This window comes from Streptomyces sp. NPDC093546, assembly GCF_044765045.1.
Classification (GTDB): Bacteria; Actinomycetota; Actinomycetes; order Streptomycetales; family Streptomycetaceae; genus Streptomyces.
Genome location: NZ_JBIWJG010000011.1, coordinates 1 through 21891, shown reverse-complemented (window position 1 = coordinate 21891; position 21891 = coordinate 1). Strand labels below are relative to the sequence as shown.

At 72.7% G+C, this 21891-nt stretch carries 18 protein-coding genes; 13 read left to right on the top strand and 5 right to left on the bottom strand.

Features of this window, described 5'->3' with window-relative positions; all coding sequences use genetic code 11:
* The first annotated feature begins 2 nt into the window (after positions 1-2).
* The gene (locus tag ACIRNI_RS23005; RefSeq protein WP_403553820.1) at positions 3-974 is read left to right on the top strand and encodes a DNA-3-methyladenine glycosylase family protein; all 972 of its coding nucleotides are present in this window, start codon (positions 3-5) and stop codon (positions 972-974) included.
* A gap of 47 nt (positions 975-1021) precedes the next feature.
* On the opposite strand, the gene ACIRNI_RS23000 is transcribed toward ACIRNI_RS23005, so the two are convergent.
* From ACIRNI_RS23000 to ACIRNI_RS22990, 3 genes are read right to left on the bottom strand one after another with little or no spacing between them, the layout of a single operon-like run.
* Positions 1022-2335 (bottom strand): coenzyme F420-0:L-glutamate ligase, encoded by a 1314-nt coding sequence (locus tag ACIRNI_RS23000; RefSeq protein WP_403554116.1) that lies wholly within the window; start codon positions 2333-2335, stop codon positions 1022-1024.
* 2 nt (positions 2336-2337) lie between these two features.
* The gene (cofD, locus tag ACIRNI_RS22995) at positions 2338-3294 is read right to left on the bottom strand and encodes a 2-phospho-L-lactate transferase (protein ID WP_403553818.1); all 957 of its coding nucleotides are present in this window, start codon (positions 3292-3294) and stop codon (positions 2338-2340) included.
* Between the two features lie 13 nt (positions 3295-3307).
* Complete coding sequence (locus ACIRNI_RS22990; protein ID WP_403553816.1) at positions 3308-3829, bottom strand: cysteine dioxygenase; 522 nt, start codon at positions 3827-3829, stop codon at positions 3308-3310.
* A 684-nt stretch (positions 3830-4513) separates the two neighbouring features.
* Between ACIRNI_RS22990 and ACIRNI_RS22985 the strand changes: the two genes are divergently transcribed.
* The 3 genes from ACIRNI_RS22985 (at position 4514) to ACIRNI_RS22975 (ending at position 10346) form a co-directional block, all read left to right on the top strand.
* Complete coding sequence (locus tag ACIRNI_RS22985) at positions 4514-4777, top strand: WhiB family transcriptional regulator (protein ID WP_023588371.1); 264 nt, start codon at positions 4514-4516, stop codon at positions 4775-4777.
* Positions 4778-5112: 335 nt separating this feature from the next.
* Entirely contained in the window at positions 5113-8808 is a 3696-nt protein-coding gene (locus tag ACIRNI_RS22980; RefSeq protein WP_403553814.1) for a glycosyltransferase, read from the top strand.
* On the top strand, positions 8805-10346 hold the full coding sequence (locus tag ACIRNI_RS22975; RefSeq protein WP_403553812.1) for a DUF5719 family protein: 1542 nt from the start codon (positions 8805-8807) through the stop codon (positions 10344-10346). The genes ACIRNI_RS22980 and ACIRNI_RS22975 overlap by 4 nt, the downstream gene beginning before the upstream one ends.
* Before the next feature lie 16 nt (positions 10347-10362).
* Here ACIRNI_RS22975 and ACIRNI_RS22970 read toward each other — a convergent pair whose 3' ends face one another.
* Entirely contained in the window at positions 10363-10770 is a 408-nt protein-coding gene (locus tag ACIRNI_RS22970) for a metallopeptidase family protein (protein WP_355362304.1), read from the bottom strand.
* A 242-nt stretch (positions 10771-11012) separates the two neighbouring features.
* Between ACIRNI_RS22970 and ACIRNI_RS22965 the strand changes: the two genes are divergently transcribed.
* The 8 genes from ACIRNI_RS22965 to ACIRNI_RS22930 all read left to right on the top strand — a co-directional run bounded on the left by ACIRNI_RS22965 (position 11013) and on the right by ACIRNI_RS22930 (position 19406).
* Positions 11013-11453: a DUF3499 domain-containing protein gene (locus ACIRNI_RS22965; RefSeq protein WP_355362330.1), complete on the top strand. Its 441-nt coding sequence runs from the start codon at positions 11013-11015 to the stop codon at positions 11451-11453.
* A 53-nt stretch (positions 11454-11506) separates the two neighbouring features.
* The gene (locus ACIRNI_RS22960) at positions 11507-12874 is read left to right on the top strand and encodes a phosphomannomutase/phosphoglucomutase (RefSeq protein WP_403553810.1); all 1368 of its coding nucleotides are present in this window, start codon (positions 11507-11509) and stop codon (positions 12872-12874) included.
* 250 nt (positions 12875-13124) lie between these two features.
* Complete coding sequence (locus ACIRNI_RS22955) at positions 13125-13307, top strand: Trm112 family protein (RefSeq protein WP_355362308.1); 183 nt, start codon at positions 13125-13127, stop codon at positions 13305-13307.
* A 68-nt stretch (positions 13308-13375) separates the two neighbouring features.
* Positions 13376-14512 carry an SIS domain-containing protein gene (locus tag ACIRNI_RS22950; RefSeq protein ID WP_403553808.1) on the top strand — a complete coding sequence of 379 codons (1137 nt, stop codon included), beginning with the start codon at positions 13376-13378 and terminating at the stop codon, positions 14510-14512.
* Between the two features lie 50 nt (positions 14513-14562).
* Complete coding sequence (gene manA / locus ACIRNI_RS22945) at positions 14563-15744, top strand: mannose-6-phosphate isomerase, class I (protein WP_403553806.1); 1182 nt, start codon at positions 14563-14565, stop codon at positions 15742-15744.
* A 99-nt stretch (positions 15745-15843) separates the two neighbouring features.
* Positions 15844-16815, top strand: coding sequence for a cation diffusion facilitator family transporter (locus ACIRNI_RS22940; protein WP_403553804.1), 972 nt, complete (start codon positions 15844-15846; stop codon positions 16813-16815).
* A 314-nt stretch (positions 16816-17129) separates the two neighbouring features.
* Positions 17130-18587, top strand: coding sequence for an adenosylhomocysteinase (gene ahcY / locus ACIRNI_RS22935; protein ID WP_403553802.1), 1458 nt, complete (start codon positions 17130-17132; stop codon positions 18585-18587).
* 204 nt (positions 18588-18791) lie between these two features.
* Complete coding sequence (locus tag ACIRNI_RS22930; protein ID WP_403553800.1) at positions 18792-19406, top strand: hypothetical protein; 615 nt, start codon at positions 18792-18794, stop codon at positions 19404-19406.
* Between the two features lie 3 nt (positions 19407-19409).
* On the opposite strand, the gene ACIRNI_RS22925 is transcribed toward ACIRNI_RS22930, so the two are convergent.
* Complete coding sequence (locus ACIRNI_RS22925; RefSeq protein WP_403553798.1) at positions 19410-20291, bottom strand: RDD family protein; 882 nt, start codon at positions 20289-20291, stop codon at positions 19410-19412.
* A 130-nt stretch (positions 20292-20421) separates the two neighbouring features.
* Between ACIRNI_RS22925 and ACIRNI_RS22920 the strand changes: the two genes are divergently transcribed.
* Complete coding sequence (locus ACIRNI_RS22920) at positions 20422-21429, top strand: stage II sporulation protein M (RefSeq protein WP_403553796.1); 1008 nt, start codon at positions 20422-20424, stop codon at positions 21427-21429.
* The last annotated feature ends 462 nt before the right edge of the window (positions 21430-21891 follow it).

Here is a 21891-nt window from a genome sequence, read left to right as displayed (position 1 = left end):
CCGTGGCCGGTCGTTACGCCCCCCGCCCGGCCGCCGCCGTACCGGCCCAGGCTTCCGGACCGCGCGCCGCCGCCCGGACGCGCACCTGGACGCCGCCGTGGCCGCTGGACGTGGCGCTGGTCCTGTCCCCGCTGCGGCGCGGCCCGGGGGACCCCACCTTCCGTACGTCACCCGACGGCGCGGTCTGGCGGGCCAGCCGCACCCCGGCGGGCCCCGGCACACTGCGGGTGGCGGTACGCGGCGGCCGTGTCGAGGCGGAGGCGTGGGGTCCGGGAGCGGAGTGGCTGCTCGACGGCCTCCCGGCGCTCCTCGGCGCCGACGACGACCCCGCGCAGTTCACACCCCGGCACCGCCTCCTCGCCGCGACGCTCCGCCGCCGCCCGGGCCTGCGGCTGGGCCGCTCCGGCCTGGTCCTGGAGTCGCTGATCCCGTCGATCCTGGAGCAGAAGGTCACGACGGACGAGGCGTACGGCTCCTGGCGCGTCCTGGTCCGCCGCTTCGGCGAGCCCGCACCGGGCCCGAACGACCGGCTGTACGTCATGCCGGAGCCCCGCACCTGGGCGCTCATCCCGTCCTGGGAGTGGCACCGCGCGAACGTCGACTCCAAGCGCTCCGCCACCATCCTGCGCGCGGTCCGGGTGGCCCGCCGCCTGGAGGAAGCGGCGGCGATGGCCCCGGAGCAGGCCCAGCGTCGCCTGGAACTCATCCCGGGCATCGGCCCCTGGACCTCCGCCGAGGTGGTCCAGCGCAGCAACGGCGCCCCCGACGCGGTCACGGTCGGCGACTACCACCTGCCGAGCATCGTGGGCCACGCCCTGGCGGACAACCGCGACGCCGACGACGCGGAGATGCTGGAGCTCCTGGCCCCCTACGCGGGCCAGCGCCACCGCGCCGCCCGCCTGATCCTGCTCAGCGGCCACACCCCGCCGCGCCGGGCCCCGAGGATGACGCCGAGGGACATCACGACACTCTGAGGCCCTGTCGTGTGAGGCCTTGGCTCGTGTGTGGAACGGCGGAACGCTCACCGCACCTCCACGAACGCCCCCACCTCCCGCTCCGCCCGCTCCCGCGGGGCCGCCGCCGGCCGCCCGACAGCCACCGTCCCCATCGGGTCCCACGCGTCCGGCAGCTCCAGGACCTCCCGCACCACCTCACGGCAGAACATCGTCGACGACACCCACGCCGACCCGAGCCCCTCACCGGCGAGCGCGACCAGGAAGTTCTGTACGCCCGCGCCCGCCGCGACCACGAACATCTCGCGCTCCGCCGCGTCCCGCCGCGCGTCGCCGTACGTGTGGGCGCCGTCCGCCACGAGGCACGGCACCACCAGGTACGGCGCCCGGCGCAGCACGTCACCGCGCCGCACCCGCCGGGCTATCGCCTCCTGGCCGAGGCCGTCCGCGCGCAGGTCCGCGACCCACGCGTCCCGCATCGCGTCCAGCAGCCGCAGCCGCGACTCGGCGGACTCCAGCAGGACGAAGCGCCACGGCGTGGTGTGGTGCGGCGCGGGCGCCGTCAGGGCCGCGGCCACCGCACGCCGCACCGCGCCCGGGTCCACGGGGGCGTCCGTGAACTCCCGCACCGTCCGCCGCAGAGTCACCGCCTCCCGTACCGCCTCGGACGTGCCGAGCCGAAACATGTCGCTCGCCGCGTCCCGCACCAGCGCCCGCGCGCCGTCAGGGGAATCGTCCATGAGGTGCGGCAACCCGCGCACCACCGCGACCGGCAGCCCCGTGGCCTTGCCCTTCACCAGGTCACCGGCCGCGGCGAGCTCGTCGGCGCTCGCCACGATCGTCGCCACCAGCGCGTTGCCGTACGCGTCGGTGCCACCGCGCAGGTCGTCCAGCACCCGCACCCCCGCAGCTCCGATCGCGACATCGGTCAGCCCGCTGCGCCAGGGGCGGCCGAAGGTGTCGGTGATGACGACCCCCACGTCGACACCGAGCGCGGCCCGCAGCCCCTCCCGGATCGCACGCGCCGACGCGTCCGGGTCCTCGGGCAGCAACAGCACCGTCCCGGCAGGGGTGTTCGACGCGTCCACACCCGCCGCCGCCATGACGAGACCCTGCCGGTTCTGCACGATCCGCAGGGTCCCGCGCCGCGCCACCACCCGTACCGTCTCGGCGTCGATCGCCGCCTCGCGGTCCTCGGCGGCGACGACCCGCCCCTCCGCCTTGGAGACGATCTTCGACGTGACGATCACCACGTCCCCGTCGGCCAGCCCCGGCTCCGCCGCCGCGATCAGCCCGGCGAGGTCGTCCCCCCGCCGGACCTCCGGCAGCCCCGGCACGGCCCACACCCGGTACGACGGCGGTGACGACGGCGGTGACGTCACGCTCACGCACGCACCTCCTCGGCGAGGTCCAGCGCCTCACGCGCCATCCGCGCCGTCGCGTCGACGTCGGTCATCATCAGCGGCACCGCCCTGCAGCGGATCCCGGCCGCCTCGACCCGCTCGACCGCGCCCGCGTCGACCGTGTCGACGAGCCACCCGTCGAGCAGCCCGGAGCCGTAGTGCTCGGCGACCGCCGCGGCCGTCGCCTCGACGCCCACCGCCGCCAGCACCTTGTCCGCCATGCCGCGCACGGGCGCGCCCCCGACGATGGGGGAGAGGCCCACGACCGGCACGCCCGCGTCGGCGATGGCCTCGCGGATGCCGGGCACGGCGAGGATGGTCCCGATGGAGACGACGGGGTTGGACGGCGGGAAGAGCACCACGTCCGCCTCGCCGATGGCCTCCAGCACCCCGGGCGCCGGCTTGGCCTGGTCGGCGCCGACGGGCACGATCGCCTGCGCGTCGACGGAGGCGCGCAGCTTCACCCAGTACTCCTGGAAGTGGACCGCCTTGCGCTGCCCCTCGATCTCGACGGCGACATGGGTCTCGACCCGGTCGTCGGACATCGGCAGCAGCCGCACGCCCGGCTGCCACCGCGCGCACAGCGCCTCGGTGACGGCGCTCAGCGGATAGCCGGCGCCCAGCATCTGCGTCCGCACGATATGCGTCGCGAAGTCGCGGTCGCCGAGCCCGAACCACTCGGGCCCCACCCCGTACGCGGCGAGCTCGCTCTTGACGGTGAAGGTCTCGTCCGCGCGCCCCCACCCCTGCTCTTCGTTGATGCCACCGCCCAGGGTGTACATCACCGTGTCGAGGTCGGGGCAGACCTTCAGCCCGAACAGATGGATGTCGTCACCGGTGTTGCCGACGACCGTGATGTCCGCGTCCGGCGCGGCCTGCTTGAGGCCGCGCAGGAAACGGGCACCGCCGATGCCACCGGCCAGAGCCACAATGCGCATACGCAGCAGTGTGTCAGGCGGGTACGACATCCTGCGTCGCCGGGGAGCACGACTGGCTCGCATCTGACACGTGCATCGGCATCTCGGTCAGGCCCGGGTAGTAGACGTGCAGGCTGACGGCCGGTTCGAGCGAGTCGTTGACGACATCGTGCGCGTACCCGGGCGCGAAAATCCGCTGCGCACCCTGCGACAGCCTCCGCGCGCCCCCCTCCGCCCGCTCCGTACGTTCCGTCAGTTCGCCCGCCAGGACGGTCAGTACGCCGGAGGAGCCGCCGTGATCGTGGAGTCCGGTGCCCTGTCCGGGCACCCAGGACAGCAGCCACACCTCGTAGCCGGGACCGGTCCGGAGCCGGTGGTACCAGCGGGTCGTGGCGTCGTACCGGACGAGCGGCTCCCACTGCGCGCGGTCGGCGGCGATGGAGCGGGCGAGCCCGGCGAACTCGGCCACGGTGGAGGGGTGGGCCTTGGCGGGCTGGAGCAGGTGCTGGACGGCGAGGATGTCGCCGGCGATCTGGAGGTCGCTGTCGCTGTTCATGGAGTGGGGTGGTCCCTCGGCATAAAGAAGCGGTACGCAAAGACGGCGGAGCACGCGTGAGAACGCGGGGGAGGCGGCGGTGGCTGGAGCTCTACGGCATCAACAGCAACAGCGACAACGACAGCGACACTGCGCGCCGAGGCGCGTCGGGGCAGCGCTGCGGAACCCACGGGCGTGGGTCGCGGAGGGCGCTGTGGTCGCTGGCATGCGTCAAAGGTGACCGGCCCGATATCCCGCTGTCAACCCAATGCCCGGTTTGGCCGCAATGTTTCACCTCATCCGGTTACTCCGTCCGGAGAAAGGTTTGTGCGCTCGCGAAGCCGGACACATGGCGCAGCAACCGCCCGCGCAAACGTCGTCGCGGTCTCGTGACCGGACTGTGATCCGGGTCGCTTCACCGTCTCGATCGCAACAAGATCGAAGTCGTGGACGTCTCCCTTGACGAGGGGTGCAGACGTGCCGAAAGACAAGGGTGCGGGTGCGGAGGCGGCATGTGTCTCATTTTTGATGATTTGAACACTTTCCGCATAGCTTTGGTTCCGCAGAGTGAATACCGGGCTCAATAGCAGATCTCGGCTTGACTGGCCCGGAGCACCGCACTTGTAATTTCACCCGTGTCGTTCGCCCGAAAACGGGAAAGCGGGGCGACATACGCGGGGACGCAATGACAGACGAGGGGCGCACATGACCGAGTTGTTCCAGGAACTGCTGGTCGAGGACGCGGACGAGGAACTCGGCTGGCAGGAGCGCGCGTTGTGCGCCCAGACCGATCCGGAGTCCTTCTTCCCCGAGAAGGGCGGTTCCACGCGCGAGGCGAAGAAGGTGTGTCTCGCCTGCGAAGTCCGTTCGGAATGCCTCGAGTACGCGCTCGCCAATGACGAAAGATTCGGAATCTGGGGCGGGCTGTCCGAGCGTGAGCGCCGACGGCTGAAGAAAGCCGCTGTCTGAGCGCCGCTCGGCCTCATCCGGCCCCATCCCGGTCCCGTCCGGACCGGATCCGGTCCACATCCCGACCGCAGGCGACCGTACCGGGCCCGGTCGCTCGGGAGCGGGGCACGAGCCCCGTCGTACGACCCCATGGCGCACACGCGTACGCAAAGACGCAAAGAGACGTGCCGCGTGGCTGGGGAAAAGGCCGACGAAAAGACGTGAGGAACGGTCCGCCGCCCGTGCTCTGTCCACAGGCGGCGGACCGCCGTCGTGTCAGCCATTAGTGTGGGGCTCCGTCCGAGACGCTCCCACGCCCCCAGCGGGCGACCCCCGGCCGGAGGGCCCGTACCTCGATGTCCGCGACCACAGCCGCGTTTTCCCCCGCTTCCGCCGCGTCCGCCGCCTCCTCGGCGGGCGGGCCGGAATTCCCGCGCCACGTCGTCACGGCCGTGCTCGTCTCCCACGACGGCGCACGCTGGCTGCCGGACGTCCTCGCCGGGCTGCTCGGCCAGGAACGCCCCGTACAGAACGTCGTCGCCGCCGACACCGGCAGCGCCGACGACTCCGCACGGCTGGTCACCGAGGCCATCGGCGACGAGCGCGTGCTGCACCTCGCCCGCCGCACCGGCTTCGGCGCCGCCGTGGAGGAAGCCGCCCGCACGGCCCCCGTCCTCGGCCCCGACGACCTGCCGTACCTGAAGCGGCCCAGCGGCTGGGACCCGGTCAGCCGGACCTGGCGCGACGACGCGTACGACCTGCCGGAGCTCCCGCACGGCGAGCCCGTCCAGTGGCTGTGGCTCCTCCACGACGACTCCGCCCCCGACCCCGACGCCCTCGCCGAACTGCTGCGCGTCGCCGACGCCGACGAGCACGCCGCGATCGTCGGGCCCAAGCTGCGCGGCTGGTACGACCGCAGGCAGCTGCTCGAAGTGGGCGTCTCCATCGCCAACAGCGGCCGCCGCTGGACCGGCCTCGACCGGCGCGAGCAGGACCAGGGGCAGCACGACCAGGTCCGCTCCGTCCTGTCCGTCTCCAGCGCCGGCATGCTCGTCCGCCGGGACGTCTTCGAGCGGCTCGGCGGCTTCGACCGGCGCCTGCCCCTGATGCGCGACGACGTCGACCTGTGCTGGCGCGCCCACGCCGCCGGCCACCGCGTCCTCGTCGCCCCCGACGCCGTCCTGCGCCACGCCGAGGCCTCCGCCCGCGAGCGCCGCACCGTCGACTGCGTCGGCCGCTCGGTCGCCAGCCCCCACCGCGTCGACAAGGCGGGCGCCGTCTACACCCTGCTCGCCAACGCGCGCGGCGCCGCGCTGCCGTACGTCCTGCTCCGCCTCGTCGTCGGCACCCTCCTGCGCACCCTCGCCTACATCGTCGGCAAGGCGCCCGGCCAGGCCGTCGACGAAGTGATGGGCCTCTTCGGCACGTTGCTGCGGCCCGAGCGGATCATCGCCGCCCGCCGCAGAAGAAAGAGCAGGGCCGTCGAACCGGCCGAACTGCGGCCGCTGTTCCCGCCGCCCGGCGCGACCGTCCGCGCCACCGTCGAACAGGTCATGTCCAACTTCGGGGGCACCGAAGCCGATTCGGGCGGCTCCCGGCACGGCGCCGTCGAGTCCGGGCCGGGCGGCGACGACGCCGACTACCTGGAGATCGAGCAGTTCGCCCGCCTGAAGAAGATCGCCCGCAAGCCGGGTCCGGTCCTCTTCGCGCTCCTGCTGCTCGTCTCCGTCGTCGCCTGCCGCGGCCTGTTCGGCGGCGGCTCCCTCGCGGGCGGCGCCCTGCTGCCCGCCCCCGACGGAGTCGGGGAGCTGTGGAGCCGGTACGCCGACGCCTGGCACCCCCTCTCCACCGGCGGCACCCAGACCGCGCCCCCGTACCTGGCGGTGCTCGCCGCGCTGTCCGGGCTGTTCCTCGGCTCCACCGGCCTCGCGCTCACCGTGCTGCTCGTCTGCTCGGTGCCGCTGGCCGGCATCACCGCGTACTTCGCCTCCCGCTCGCTCGTCGAGTCCCGGCTGCTGCGCGCCTGGGGCGCCATCGCCTACGCCTTCCTGCCCGCCGCGACCGGCGCCCTGGCGACCGGACGCCTCGGCACCGCCGTCCTCGCCGTCGTGCTGCCGCTGCTCGCGCGCGCCGCCGTCGCCGCCCACGGGCTGCGCGGAGGCGGTACGGGCACGGACGCGCCGCGCGGCAGCTGGCGCGCGACCTGGGCGTACGCCCTCCTGCTCACCTTCACGACGGCCTTCACGCCCGTCGTGTGGCCGCTCGCCGTGGTCCTCGGGATCGCCGTGCTCGCCCTGCGGCGCGACGACATCACCGCGTACGCCCTGCGCTTCCTGGCGGCCGTCGCCACCCCGCTGCTGGTCCTGGCCCCCTGGTCGCTGTCGCTGCTGACCGACCCGTCCGCCTTCCTCCGGGAGGCCGGCACGGACGTCCGTACGGGGACGGCGACGGCGCTCGACCTGCTCGGCGCCGACCCGGGCGGCCCGAAGACCGTCGGAGGGCTCGTCCTGATCGGCCTGGTCCTGGCGGCGCTGGCGGCCCTGCTGCGCGGGGAGCGGCAGTTCGCCGTCCGTACGGCCTGGGTGACCGCGATCACCGGCCTGGTCACCGCCGTCATCTCCAACGGCTCCGGTCCGACCGGATCCGGCTGGGCCGGCCCCGCGACCCTCGTGTACGGCGCCGCCCTGATCGCCGCCGGCATGCTCGGCGCGGAGGGCGGCCGCACGCGCGTCGCCGCGCAGAGCTTCGGCTGGCGTCAGCCCGTCGCCGTCCTCATCGCGCTCGCCGCCGCCGTCGGCCCGGTCCTCTCCGCCGCCGGCTGGATGGCCGGCGGCGCCGCCGGACCCCTGGAGCGGCGCGACCCGGTGCAGGTCCCGGCGTTCGTCGCGGAGGAGTCCGACACGCGCGACCAGCCGCGCACGCTGGTCCTCGGCGGTACGTCGCCGGGCGAGGTCGCGTACACGCTGGTCCGCGGCTCCGGCGCCCGCCTCGGTGACGCCGAGCTGACCGAGGCCGGCGGCGGCGACGCCCGCCTCGACAAGGTCGTCGCGCACCTCGTGGCGGGCTCCGGCGCCGACCAGTCCGACCAGCTCAGCGGCTTCGCGATCCGGTACGTGCTCGTCCGGGACGGGGCGCCGCGCCAGATGAGCCGCGTCCTGGACGCCACGCCCGGCCTGAGCCGCCTCAGCCAGCTGGACGGCAGCGCCCTGTGGCGGGTCGACCGCCAGGTCGCGCGCGCCACCATCGTCCCGGGCGGCGACGACAAGGCCGGCCAGGGCACGTCCGGCGACGGCAAGGGCGAGCGCCTCCCGGTCGCCTCCGGGCCCGTCGAAGCGCACACCGAGATCCCGTCCGGCGGCCCCGGCCGCGTACTGCGGATCGCCGACCGCGCGGACGACGGATGGCAGGCCACCCTCGACGGCCGCGCCCTGAAGAAGACCACCGTGGACGGCTGGGCCCAGGGCTTCGAACTGCCCGCCGAGGGCGGCCGCCTCGACCTGACGTACGCAACCCCGCTCACCCACCGGGCGTGGATCTGGGGCCAGTGCTTCCTCGCCGTCGTGCTGCTGATCCTGGCCCTGCCGGGGCGGCGCCGTGACGTCGACGACGACCTCCCCGAGGAGCCCGTCGCGATCCCGGCCCAGGACATCACGGGCGACGGCCGCCGGGCGCGCCGCCTGCGGGCAGCGGCGGAAGCGGCGGAGGCCCCGGTTCCCGACCCGGAGCCCGAGCCCGCGCCCGCGCCCGTACCGGATGCGAATCCCGTTCCGGATCCGTACCCGTACGCACAGCCTGAGCAGCAGTACGACCCGTACCAGCAGTATCCGCAACAGCAGTACGAGCAGTACCCGCAGCAGCAGTACCCGCAGCAGCAGTACGACCAGCAGCAGTACGACCCGTACGGACAGGGGCAGGCCACCTACGGCCAGGGCCCCTACCAGCAGAACCAGTACGGCACGTACGACGCGTACGGCACGTACGACCCGAACGGCACCCCGCAGGGCTACGAGTACGAGAACGAGCAGCGTCCCGACGGGAGCAGCAACCAGTGAACCGGACGACCCTCTCCCTCTTCGCGGCCGCCACCGCCCTCGCCGCCGTCACCGGCTTCGCCGTGCTCACCGAGCCCGACGGAGGCGCCGCGTCCGCCCCGGCCGCCAAGGCCCCGACGCGGCTCCCCGTGGAGCGCTCCACCCTGCTGTGCCCCGCCCCCAGCACCTCGGAGGTGGCGGAGACGGTCTACACGTCGTTCACGCCGGCGGGTCCCGCTTCGGGTGCCGAAGCGGGCCGGGCGGAGCTGAAGCCGGCGACGGCGTCCGCGGGCGACGACACGACGGCGGCGCCGAAGAAGAAGGACGAGCCGACCGCGAAGAAGCCGGCCGCCGCCGACAAGGCCGTGGTCGCCCTCGCCCAGCCCGGCAACCCAGTCTCCGCCGAGGCGAACGGCGGCGACGCCCCCGCCCTGGTCGGTACCGCCTCCGGCCGCCTCGCCCCCGGCTGGACCACCCAGCAGACCACCACGGTCCCGGCCGGCGGCGCGCGCGGCCTGCTCGGCGTCGGCTGTACGGCCCCGGACACCGACTTCTGGTTTCCCGGTGCCTCCACCGCCAAGGAGCGCCAGGACTACGTCCACCTGACCAACCCCGACGACACGGCCGTCGTCGCCGACATCGAGCTGTTCGGCCCGAACGGCGCCGTGAAGTCCCAGCTCGCCGAGGGCATCCCGGTCCCGGCCCGGTCCAGCGTCCCCGTGCTGCTGTCCACCCTGACGACGGACCCGGCCGTCCCCGACGTCACCGTCCACGTCACCACTCGCAGCGGCCGCGTCGGCGCGGTGGTGCGCTCGGCCGACGAGACGGCCGGCAGCGACTGGCTGCCCGCCTCCACCGACCCGGCCGCCACCCTGGTGCTGCCGGGGATCCCGGCGGACGCCACGTCCGTACGGCTGGTGGCGTACGCGCCCGGTGAGGACGACGCCGACCTGAAGGTCCAGCTCGCGACCGGGACGGGCACGATCGTCCCGGCCGCCGCCCGCGAGCTCCACGTCAAGTCGGGGATGACCGCCTCCGTCGACCTCAAGGACGTCACGCGCGGCGAGGCGGGCTCGCTGATCCTGTCCCCGGCCGGGAAGGGGCAGGCGACGCCCGTGGTCGCGGCCCTGCGCGTCGTACGCGGCAAGGGGGACAAGCAGGAGGTCGCGTTCATCCCGGCGACCGGCCCGGTCGGGCAGCGGGCGACCGTCGCCGACAACCGCGCCGAGGGCACCACCCTCGCGCTCACCGCGCCGAGCGCGACCGCCCAGGTCAAGGTGACGGCGTCGGCGGGCACCGAGGGAGGCACGCCGGCGAGCAAGACCTACACGGTCAAGGCCGGTACGACGCTCCCGGTCGAGCCGCCGGTGCCGGCCGGCCTGAAGGGCTCGTACGCCCTGACGGTCGAGACGGTGTCGGGCGGCCCGGTCCACGCGGCGCGGATGCTCGCGGTGCCGGACGACGGCGTGCCGATGTTCACCGTGCAGACGCTGACGGACGACCGGGGAACGGTGGAGGTCCCGGCGGCCCGCCAGGACCTGTCCGTACTGGAGGACTAGCCCGTACTGGCCGGCACTAGTCCTGCCCGTAGCGGGGATCGACCGACTCCGGCGCGAGCCCGAGCAGATCGGCCACCTGCTCGACCACGACCTCGTGGACGAGCAGGGCCCGTTCGTCGCGGCTCTTGGCGCGCAGCTCGACCGGCCGCCGGTAGACGACGATCCGGGCGGGCCGGTCGCGGCCGGCCGGGAGCGAGACCCCCAGCGGTACGGACTCCTCCGGGGACTCGGGCACCTCCAGGACGTGGAAGTCGACCTCGGCCAGCTGCGGCCAGCGCCGCTCCAGCCGCTCGACGGAGTCCTGCACCAGATCCCGGAAGGTGTCCGCGCGGGTGGCGGAGAGCGGTACCTGGGGCGGGGCCACGGGCCCGCGCATGCCGCGGCCGTGTCGATCGCGGCGGCGGGGCGGTACGGAACTGTCCATCACTCACGCAGGGTAGCTCCCCCCTCCCCCCTGTCGCTTATTGAACATTCCGGCCAAGCTTGGGATCGATTCGGCACGGGGGTCGCCCGTGGAGACGGCCGGTATTGACCGCATTCGTTCCGCCCGGCGTCGGCCCGCGCGGCGGCGCGGATCCCGGCCGATCACCCTCCCGCGCAGGTCAGCGAAGCCGCCGCGGAGGGCCCTGTGCCGGACGTCACACCGCGACACGGCCGAGTGACGTGGTGGAGAGTCGTCGCGGCCCGCTCAAGAGTGCGGTACCGTCCAACATCGTGAGCCCTGTACGTCGCTGTTCGCGCACCGCGTGCGGCCGCCCTGCCGTCGCGACACTGACGTACGTCTATGCCGACTCGACCGCGGTCCTCGGCCCGCTCGCCACCTACGCCGAGCCCCACTGCTACGACCTGTGCGCCGAGCACAGCGAGCGCCTGACCGCGCCGCGCGGCTGGGAGGTCGTCCGCCTCTCGGACGGCTCCGCCCCCGCCCGCCCCAGCGGTGACGACCTGGAGGCGCTCGCCAACGCCGTACGGGAAGCCGCCCGCCCGCAGGAGCGGGAGCGCGCCGCCCAGGCCCAGGCGGGCGGCAAGCCCGGCGGCCGGGCGGGCGATCCGGTCGAGGTGGGCCGCCGAGGCCACCTCCGCGTACTGCGCTCCCCCGACTCGTAGGTAGGTTGTTCCTCCTCATTCAAAGGCTTGAAGGCTTGCAGGAGGGTTGGGCAGTGACTGCTGCTGATCTGTCACGGATCGTGAAGGCGTACGACGTCCGCGGGGTGGTGCCGGATCAGTGGGACGAGGGGCTGGCCGAGCTCTTCGGCGCGGCGTTCGTCCGGGTGACGGCCGCGGAGGCGATCGTCGTCGGACACGACATGCGCCCCTCCTCGCCGGGCCTGTCCGGCGCCTTCGCCCGGGGCGCGGCGGCCCAGGGCGCCGACGTCACCCTGATCGGCCTCTGCTCCACGGACCAGCTGTACTTCGCGTCGGGGATGCTCGACCTGCCGGGCGCGATGTTCACGGCGTCCCATAACCCCGCCCAGTACAACGGCATCAAGCTGTGCCGCGCGGGCGCGGCACCGGTGGGCCAGGACAGCGGCCTCGCCGAGATCCGCGAGCTCGTCGAGTCCTGGCTGTCGGCGGGCGCCCCGGCCGCGGCGGACCGCCACGGCACGGTGAGCGAGCGCGACACCCTGTCCGACTACGCCGCGCACCTGAAGTCGCTGGTGGACCTGGCGTCCATCCGCCCCCTGAAGGTCGTCGTGGACGCGGGCAACGGCATGGGCGGCCACACCGTCCCCACCGTCTTCGAAGGCCTGCCCCTCACGCTCGTACCGATGTACTTCGAGCTGGACGGCACGTTCCCCAACCACGAGGCGAACCCGCTGGACCCGGCTAACCTTGTGGACCTCCAGGCCCGCGTCGTGGCCGAAGGCGCGGACCTGGGCCTGGCCTTCGACGGCGACGCCGACCGTTGCTTCGTGGTCGACGAGCGCGGCGAGCCGGTGTCCCCGTCGGCGATCACGGCCCTGGTGGCGGCGCGCGAGCTCGCCAAGCACCCGGGCGGCACGGTCATCCACAACCTGATCACGTCGTGGTCCGTCCCGGAGGTCGTCCGCGAGAACGGCGGCACGCCGGCCCGCACACGCGTGGGCCACTCCTTCATCAAGGAGGAGATGGCCCGCACAGGCGCCATCTTCGGCGGCGAGCACTCCGCCCACTACTACTTCCGCGACTTCTGGAACGCGGACACCGGCATGCTGGCCGCCCTCCACGTCCTGGCGGCCCTCGGCGGCCAGGACGGCACGCTGTCGGCGCTGGTCTCCTCGTACGACCGCTACGCCGGCTCCGGCGAGATCAACTCCACCGTCCCGGACCAGGCCGCCCGCACCGCCGTGGTCCGCGAGGCCTTCGCCTCCCGCCCGGACGTCACCCTCGACGACCTCGACGGCCTCACGGTCACCTCCTCCGACTGGTGGTTCAACCTCCGCCCCTCCAACACGGAGCCCCTCCTCCGCCTGAACGTCGAGGCGAGGGACGAGCCGACGATGACGAAGCTCCGCGACGAGGTCCTGGCCCTGATCCGCGGCGCCTGACCGCGCGCTGCCCGCGGCGGGGGCCAGGGTCCGCCGCGTAAGCCGGGCACCGGCCTGGGGGCCCGGGGGCTTGCCCCCGCCGGTTCGGGGAAGGGGCGGGATGGGGGAAACCCCAGGTCCGCCCCGCCAAACCGCGTCGCCCGCCCCCCAGCGGTAGGCTGACGTGGCGTTATCGCACAGCCGCCGCACACCCCGCGGTCACCATCCCGCGGTCACCACCACGCTCGACACCCTCGAAGGGACCCACCCCATGCCGCTCGAAGCCGGCCTCCTCGAGATCCTCGCCTGCCCCGCCTGCCACGCGCCGCTCAGCGACCGCACCGCGGACGAGACCCCCGAGCTGATCTGCACCGGCAAGGACTGCGGACTGGCGTACCCCGTACGGGACGGCATCCCGGTGCTCCTGGTCGACGAGGCCCGCCGCCCGGCCTGACGGGCCCGCCACCCACCCGCCCGGCCACCCTGCCCCACTCACCGCACGGCGATCGGAGGCCCCACCCCATGCTCGACGAGTCGCTGCTCGACGACCCGGACGCCCTGGCCCGCGCCGACACCCGCAGTTTCCTGCGCGAAGCCGCCGAAGCCGGCGCGCGCGTACGAACCGCCGCGCGTCACGCCGCCGAGGCGGGCGTCACCGAGCTGCAGCCGGAGGGCCGCCCGCGCGCCGTGCTGGTCGCGGGCCCCGGCACCGCCGCCGCCGGCGTCGCGGACCTGGTCGCCGCCCTCGCCGGCGCCTCCGCACCCGTCGCCCACCTGCACTCCACCGGAGTGGCGCCCGCCGCCGGCGCCCTGCGCTGGGCGCTCCCCGGGTGGGCCGGTTCCGTGGACCTGCTCCTCATCGTCACCGTCGACGGCAGCGAACCCGGCCTCGCCCTCCTCGCCGAGCAGGCGTACCGCCGCGGCGCCACCGTCGTCGCCGTCGCCCCGCAGAGCTCCCCGCTCTCCGAGGCCGTGGGCGACCGCCACGGCCTCGTCGTCCCGATGGCGACCACGCCCCACGAGCTCTCCCAGGAGACGCACGCGGCGAGCTCCGGCGCCCTCTGGGCCCTGTTCACGCCGCTGCTCGCGCTCCTCGACCGCGTCGGCCTGATCACCGCCCCCGCGGACGCCGTCCAGAAGGTCGCCGACCGCCTCGACACCACCGCCGAACGCTGCGGCCCGGCCGTCGCCACGTACAGCAACCCCGCCAAGACGCTCGCCGCCGAGCTCGCCGACACGCTGCCCCTCGTCTGGACCGAGGGGACGACCGCCGCCCCGGTCGGCCGCCGCTTCGCCGCCGTCCTGTCCGAGCTCGCCGGCCGCCCCGCCCTCGCCGCCGAGCTCCCCGAGGCGCTCCCGGCCCACGGCATCCTCCTAGAGGGCGACTACGCCGCCGGCGCCGACCTCGACGACTTCTTCCGCGACCGCGTCGAGGAGGCGCAGGCCCTGCGGGCACGGGTCGTGCTGCTGCGCGACCACTCCGTGGGCGGCCTCACCGCCGCACCGGCCGCCCGCGAACTCGCGCTCAGCCACGACACGGCCGTCAGCGAACTCGAACCGGACGAGGGCACCGAGCTCGAAGCCCTGGCCGAGCTGCTCGCCGTGACGGACTTCGCGGCCGTCTACCTGGCACTGGCGTCGGGTTCCCCCACCCCCTAGACCCGGCAACCCACGCGACGGACGAGAAAAGCCCGAGAAAAGCGAAGACCATGGACCGCCTCTCCAACACCGTCCGCCCCTACGCCTGGGGCTCCACGACGGCCATCCCGGAACTGCTCGGCACCGCCCCCACCGGCGAGCCCCAGGCCGAGGTGTGGATGGGCGCCCACCCCGGCGCCCCCTCCCGCGTCACCCGCACCGGCGGCGCCGGAGCCGGTGAACAGCTGCCCCTCTCCGCCCTCATCGACGCCGACCCGGAGCGGGAGCTCGGCCCGGCCACCGTCGCCGCGTTCGGCCCCCGCCTCCCCTTCCTCCTCAAACTCCTCGCGGCCGCCGCCCCCCTCTCCCTCCAGGTCCACCCCGACCTCACCCAGGCCCAGGAGGGGTACGCCGCCGAAGAGCGCGCCGGAATCCCCCTCGACGCGCCGCACCGCAACTACAAGGACGCCCACCACAAACCCGAACTGCTCTGCGCCCTCACCCCTTTCGAGGGACTGTGCGGCTTCCGCGACCCGGACCACACCGCCGAGCTCTTCGCCGCCCTCGACGTCGACTCCCTCAAGCCGTACGCCGACCTCCTGCACGCCCACCCCGCGGACGCCGCCCTGCGCGAGGTCCTCACGGCGGTGCTGTCGGCCGACCGCACCGAGATGGCGGCCACCGTCGCCGAAGCCGCCGCCGCCTGCGAACGCCTCGGCGGCCCCCACGCCCCGTACGCCACCCTGGCCCACCACTTCCCCGGCGACCCGGGCGTCATCGCCGCCATGCTGCTCCACCACGTACGGCTCCAGCCGGGCGAGGGGCTCTACCTCGGCGCCGGAGTCCCGCACGCGTACCTCAGCGGCCTCGGCGTCGAGATCATGGCCAACTCCGACAACGTCCTGCGCTGCGGCCTCACCCCCAAGCACGTCGACGTCCCGGAGCTGCTCCGTGTCGTCCGCTTCGAGGCCGGGAACCCCTTGATCCTGCGCCCGGAGGTCTCGCCCGTGTCCGGCGAGGAGGTCTACGAGACGCCGGTCGACGACTTCCGCCTCTCCCGTTACGTACGGGCCGAAGGCGCCGCCCCCGTCGACATCACCGCCCACACCCCCCAGATCCTCCTCGCCACCGCGGGCGCCCCCCGGGCGAACGCCCTCACCCTCACCCCGGGCCAGTCCGTCTTCGTCCCGGCCGGTGAAAAGACCGAACTGTCGGGTACGGGCACGATCTTCCGCGCCACCGTGGTGGCGTGAGCGGTGGCCTGACGCACCCTCCGCCCCGGCTGCTGCAACAATGTGCGGCCGTACGAACCACCACCCCCCGCAAGGACCAACGAAGGGACACCCGCACGCATGAGCGCGTCAGGCGGAACCAAGGCGATTGTGGCGGCGCTCGCCGCGAACCTCGCGATCGCGGTGGCCAAATTCGTGGCATTCGTCTTCAGTGGTTCGTCGTCGATGCTGGCGGAGAGCGTCCACTCCCTCGCCGACTCCGGCAACCAGGGCCTGCTGCTCCTCGGCGGCAAGAAGGCACAGCGCGAGGCCACGCCGCAGCACCCCTTCGGCTACGGCCGGGAGCGCTACATCTACGCCTTCCTCGTCTCGATCGTCCTCTTCTCGGTCGGCGGCATGTTCGCCATCTACGAGGGCTACGAGAAGATCAAGCACCCGCACGAGATCGAGGCCTGGTACTGGCCGGTCGGCGTCCTCGTCTTCGCGATCATCGCCGAGACGTTCTCCTTCCGTACGGCCATCAAGGAGTCGAACCAGATCCGCGGCAACCTCTCCTGGAAGGAGTTCGTCCGCCGCGCCAAGGCCCCGGAGCTGCCCGTCGTCCTCCTGGAGGACCTCGGCGCGCTGGTCGGCCTGATCCTGGCCCTGGTGGGCGTGAGCCTGGCGCTGGTGACCGGTGACGGCGTCTGGGACGGCATCGGCACGCTCTGCATCGGCATCCTGCTGATCCTGATCGCGATCGTTCTCGCCGCCGAGACGAAGTCGCTGCTCCTCGGCGAGGCGGCGGGCGTCGACGAGGTGAAGAAGATCGAGGAGTCGCTGGTCGACGGCACCACCGTCACCGGCATCATCCACATGCGTACGCTCCACCTCGGCCCCGAGGAGCTGCTGGTCGCGGCGAAGATCGCCGTCCGGCACGACAACACCGCCGCCGAGGTCGCGGCGGCCATCGACGCCGCCGAGGAGCGGATCCGCGCCGCCGTCCCGATCGCGCGCGTGATCTACCTGGAGCCGGACATCTACAACGAGACCGCCGCGGCGGCGGGCGCCGACCCCGTCAATGCCCCCGGCGGCCCGGGCACCGCCCACTGATCGTCGCCCCGAAAGCCCCGAAACCCCCGGAAGGCCCCCGCACGCAGCCGCGCGCGGGGGCCTTCGCGCCGCGCTCACGGCCGGAAGTGGCCGAATCCCACACCCGGCCGGACTGTGGGACGCCGGACCGATCGGTGTAGATTCGTGACACAGCCAGACGTCGCTGCTGATGGCGGTCGGGCGGTCCCCGACGGACCGGCCGAGGGAGAGAGGGCCTCCGACGACTGCACTGCGCGTGCCCGGGCATCCTTGTGCCCGTCACACGCAGAGCCAGCCGTACCCACCCTCGACCCAACACGAGGAGCAGCTCAACAATGACGACTGTCGCCAACCGACAGGACTTCAAGGTCGCCGACCTCTCCCTGGCCGAGTTCGGCCGCAAGGAGATCACCCTCGCCGAGCACGAGATGCCGGGGCTGATGGCGATCCGTGAGGAGTACGCCGAGGCCCAGCCGCTGGCGGGCGCCCGCATCACCGGCTCGCTGCACATGACCGTGCAGACCGCCGTGCTCATCGAGACCCTGGTCGCCCTGGGCGCGCAGGTCCGCTGGGCGTCCTGCAACATCTTCTCCACCCAGGACCACGCCGCCGCCGCCATCGCGGTCGGCCCGAACGGCACCCCGGACAACCCCCAGGGCATCCCGGTCTTCGCCTGGAAGGGCGAGACGCTGGAGGAGTACTGGTGGTGCACAGAGCAGGCGCTGACCTGGCCGGACACCCCGACCGGCGGCCCGAACATGATCCTGGACGACGGTGGTGACGCCACCCTCCTGGTCCACAAGGGCGTCGAGTTCGAGAAGGCCGGCGAGGCCCCGGACCCGTCCACCGCGGACAGCGAGGAGTACGCCTGCATCCTGCGTCTGCTGAACCGCACCCTGGCGGAGAGCCCGCAGAAGTGGACCCGTCTCGCCTCGGAGATCCGCGGCGTGACGGAGGAGACCACGACCGGTGTCCACCGCCTGTACGAGATGCACCGCGACGGCACCCTGCTGTTCCCGGCGATCAACGTCAACGACGCGGTCACCAAGTCGAAGTTCGACAACAAGTACGGCTGCCGCCACTCGCTCGTCGACGGCATCAACCGCGCCACCGACGTCCTGATCGGCGGCAAGGTCGCGGTCGTCTGCGGCTACGGCGACGTCGGCAAGGGCTGCGCGGAGTCCCTGCGCGGCCAAGGCGCCCGTGTGATCGTCACGGAGATCGACCCGATCTGCGCGCTCCAGGCGGCGATGGACGGCTACCAGGTCACCACCCTCGACGAGGTCGTCGACCAGGCCGACATCTTCATCACCACGACCGGCAACAAGGACATCATCATGGCCTCGGACATGGCCAAGATGAAGCACCAGGCGATCGTCGGCAACATCGGTCACTTCGACAACGAGATCGACATGGCCGGCCTCGCGAAGGTCCCGGGCATCGTCAAGGACGAGGTCAAGCCGCAGGTCCACACCTGGACCTTCCCGGACGGCAAGAAGATCATCGTGCTGTCCGAGGGCCGTCTGCTGAACCTGGGCAATGCCACCGGCCACCCGTCCTTCGTGATGTCCAACAGCTTCGCGGACCAGACCCTGGCCCAGATCGAGCTGTACACGAAGCCGGAGGAGTACCCGACCGACGTCTACGTGCTGCCGAAGCACCTTGACGAGAAGGTCGCCCGTCTCCACCTCGACGCGCTCGGCGTGAAGCTCACCAAGCTCCGCCCCGAGCAGGCCGCCTACATCGGCGTCGAGGTCGACGGCCCCTTCAAGCCGGACCACTACCGCTACTGATCCCTACGCGCCGGCCCACCGGCCACCGCCGAAGACACCCGTGCACTGGTGCATCGGCAGCGGCCGGGGCAGGCAGCAGGGAGCAGTAGCAGGCTCAGCCGGTCAGAGCAGCAGCACGCACCAAGGCAGGCCCCCGCACCCCCGTGTCGGGGGCTTGCCTCGTACGCGGGCTCCTTAACGCCGACCCCAAGGACCCGAAGACCCATGCCCCGCGGCCGTTATTCGCTCCATGATCCGCACGATCACACCCCCCTCGGCGACGAGCACTTCCACTGCGCCCCAGGCCCTTCCGGCTGGCGCTACGTATCCCAGATCACCACCCCCTCCGGCACTCATGCAGGCTCGGTCGACCTCGCCATCGACGAACTCGGCCGCCCCATCCGCCTGGAGCTGCACGCCGCGAGCTGGCAGGTCCGCGGCGCCGCCCTCGACGGCGTCACCTGGGTCCGTACCGACCCCACCGGCACGCATGCCACCGAAGGCAATGTGCGCGCCCATGCCTTCACCGGCACCTCACCGGCGTTCCTCATCGCGATCTCGCGTCTCCTGCGCCTCACCCCCTCTTCCCCCGCGACCCGCGTCCGCCTCCTGGCGTTCACGGACCCGGTGCTCGCACCGCTCACCGTCGACCAGTCGTGGGCCCTGGTGAACAGTGAAGCGCACACCACTGACAACGGCCCCCTGACCGTGGACGAGTACCAGGTCAGCGCCCTCGACACAGGCGAACAGCACATGATCCACATCGCCGGCGACGTCGTGCTCGCAGCCCCCGGAATCGAGCTGGAAGACCTCGACACCCCGCCGTCGGTCTTCTCCTGAGCCCTACGCGGGCGGCGCGAACCCCGTCGCCCGTGCGCTCCGCTCGCCGGCGCCCTCCACACCGCCGCCGGCCCCCGGGCCCGTAACGGCACGTACACCCGAGCCCGCACCACCACCAGCAGCAGGAGCAGTACCAGCGGGCGAGAAAGCACGCCGAGCTTCCCGCGCCTGCCGCTCGCTCACCACACCGGCCAGATAGTCCGCCGCGGGTACCCCCGCCGGCGGAGGCGTCCCCGTCCTCGCCACCAGATCGTCGGCGAGCCGCTCCGCCAGCTCGCGCCCCACCTGCGGGTCGAGCTGCCGCATCCGCGTCAGGTACTGCCGGATCGCCAGCCACAGGTCGTCCGGCACCGCGGACAGATCAAGCTGCGAGAACCGCCCCACCAGCCAAGGCGGCGGCGGAGGCACAGCCGTCGCCCGCGCCGCGGGAACCCGCTCCCGTACCACCAGCGTCCCCGCGAAGACATCGCCGATCCGTCGCCCCCGCGCCGACACCAGCGAGGCGATACACGCGACGACCCCGAAGGTCATCAGGATCTCCACCACCCCCATCGCCCCGCGCACCAACGCGTGCCGGAACCGGATCGGCCCCCCGTCGTCCCGCACCACGCGCAGCCCGCACGCCGCTTTCCCCAGCGAGCGCCCATGCGTCAGCGTCTCCACCGCGATCGGCGCACCCACCAGTACGAGCAGAAACGTTGCTATCGACACGGCCATGACAGCCGCCTCGTCCAGCGACGCCGTCGCGATCGCCAGCCCCACGGATATGAGCAGATACGCCGCCCACACCACCACCAGATCGATGAGCAGGGCGAGCGCCCGGCTCGGCAGCCTGGCGGGCTGCAACCCGAGTACGACGGCGTCCCCCGTCACAACCCCGCTCATGCCGCCCACCCTTCTTCGCCCTTCCCCGACCCCTTCGAACCCCAGTCTGCCAAGCTGACCATCAGCGCGCCGCCGCAGTGGACCCGCACGCACGCCCGTACGCACCGAGTGCCTGGAGCAGCAGCCGATCATGGACCTCGACGTCTACGTCACCGCCCACCAAGCCGAGTGGGACCGCCTGGACCAGCTCCTGCGCCGCGGCAACCACCTCACCGGCGCCGAGGCGGACGAACTCGTCGCCCTCTACCAGCGCACGGCGACCCATCTCTCCCTGATCCAGTCGAGCGCGCCCGACCCCATGCTCACGGCCCGACTCACCCAGCTCGTGGCCCGCGCCCGCGCGACCGTCACCGGGACCCGCCGTGCGTCCTGGCGCGACGCCGTCCGCTTCCTGACGGCCGGGTTCCCGGCCGCGGTCTACCGCTCCCGCCACTGGTGGATCCCGACGGCCGTCCTCTCCACCCTCGTCGCCGCGATCATCGGCTGGTGGATCGGCACCCACCCCGAGGTCCAGTCAGCCATCGCCGCCCCCTCCGAACTGCGGGAGATGACCCGCCCCGGCGGCCAGTACGAGACGTACTACTCCAGCCACCCGGCCGCCTCCTTCGCCGCCCAGGTCTGGACGAACAACGCCCAGGCCGCCGCCCTGTGCCTGGTCCTGGGGGCCTTCCTCTGCCTCCCGGTGCTCGGAATCCTGTTCCTGAACATGCTGAACCTCGGCATCGGCATTGGCCTGATGTCCTCCGCCGGCCGCCTCGACACCTTCCTGGGCCTGGTCCTCCCCCACGGCCTGCTCGAACTCACCGCCGTCTTCGTCGCCGCCGGCACCGGCCTCCGCCTCGGCTGGACCCTCATCGACCCGGGCCCCCAGTCCCGTCGCACGGCCCTCGCCCAGCAGGGACGCGCCGCGGTCGGCATGGCCATCGGCCTGGCGCTGGTCCTCTTCGTATCCGGCGTGATCGAAGGCTTCGTTACCCCTTCCGGCCTTCCGACATGGGCCCGCATCACCATCGGCATCGCCGCTGAGCTGGCGTTTCTCCTGTACGTCTACGTCCTCGGCGGCCGCGCGGCCCGAGCCGGCGACACGGGCGACGTGGACGCCGCCGAACGCAGCGCCGAACTCCCGACGGCCGCTTGATGTGCGAGCAGCCCCTCTGACCTGCTAGTCTCCTCATCGCCCGCCGGACCCGTTGACACGGAGCTGGTGGGGAGGTAGATTTAAACGGTTGCGTGGAGCTGGACAAGCTCGAGCGCAGGAGTTAATCTCGATCTCGCTCCACTACGGGAATGCGATTCCCGCGGAGCCACTCCGATTCCCATTCGAATCACGAAGCCGATTAGGTCGGCCCAAATGATTCTGATAAAGTCGGAACAGCCGAAAGGCAAAGGCCCTCCAACGGCCACCGGAAACTGAATCCGACCGGAAACGGAACGGAAAAAGAATCTGGTAAGGTTGGAAACACCGAAGGGAAGCGCCCGAAGGAAAGCCCGAGAGGGTGAGTACGAAGGAAGCGTCCGTTCCTTGAGAACTCAACAGCGTGCCAAAAATCAACGCCAGATTAGTTGATACCCCGTCCATCTTCGGATGGCGAGGTTCCTT

What these genes read in the sequence shown, in the direction of transcription:
- ACIRNI_RS22985 (WP_023588371.1), top strand. Translation starts at nt 4,514, where the DNA reads ATGACCGAGTTGTTCCAGGAACTGCTGGTCGAGGACGCGGACGAGGAA.
- ACIRNI_RS22980 (WP_403553814.1), top strand. Translation starts at nt 5,113, where the DNA reads ATGTCCGCGACCACAGCCGCGTTTTCCCCCGCTTCCGCCGCGTCCGCC.
- ACIRNI_RS22955 (WP_355362308.1), top strand. Translation starts at nt 13,125, where the DNA reads ATGCCGCTCGAAGCCGGCCTCCTCGAGATCCTCGCCTGCCCCGCCTGC.
- ACIRNI_RS22920 (WP_403553796.1), top strand. Translation starts at nt 20,422, where the DNA reads ATGGACCTCGACGTCTACGTCACCGCCCACCAAGCCGAGTGGGACCGC.
- ACIRNI_RS22925 (WP_403553798.1), bottom strand. Translation starts at nt 20,291, where the DNA reads ATGAGCGGGGTTGTGACGGGGGACGCCGTCGTACTCGGGTTGCAGCCC.
- ACIRNI_RS22930 (WP_403553800.1), top strand. Translation starts at nt 18,792, where the DNA reads ATGCCCCGCGGCCGTTATTCGCTCCATGATCCGCACGATCACACCCCC.
- ahcY (WP_403553802.1), top strand. Translation starts at nt 17,130, where the DNA reads ATGACGACTGTCGCCAACCGACAGGACTTCAAGGTCGCCGACCTCTCC.
- ACIRNI_RS22970 (WP_355362304.1), bottom strand. Translation starts at nt 10,770, where the DNA reads ATGGACAGTTCCGTACCGCCCCGCCGCCGCGATCGACACGGCCGCGGC.
- ACIRNI_RS22950 (WP_403553808.1), top strand. Translation starts at nt 13,376, where the DNA reads ATGCTCGACGAGTCGCTGCTCGACGACCCGGACGCCCTGGCCCGCGCC.
- manA (WP_403553806.1), top strand. Translation starts at nt 14,563, where the DNA reads ATGGACCGCCTCTCCAACACCGTCCGCCCCTACGCCTGGGGCTCCACG.
- ACIRNI_RS22990 (WP_403553816.1), bottom strand. Translation starts at nt 3,829, where the DNA reads ATGAACAGCGACAGCGACCTCCAGATCGCCGGCGACATCCTCGCCGTC.
- ACIRNI_RS22940 (WP_403553804.1), top strand. Translation starts at nt 15,844, where the DNA reads ATGAGCGCGTCAGGCGGAACCAAGGCGATTGTGGCGGCGCTCGCCGCG.
- cofD (WP_403553818.1), bottom strand. Translation starts at nt 3,294, where the DNA reads ATGCGCATTGTGGCTCTGGCCGGTGGCATCGGCGGTGCCCGTTTCCTG.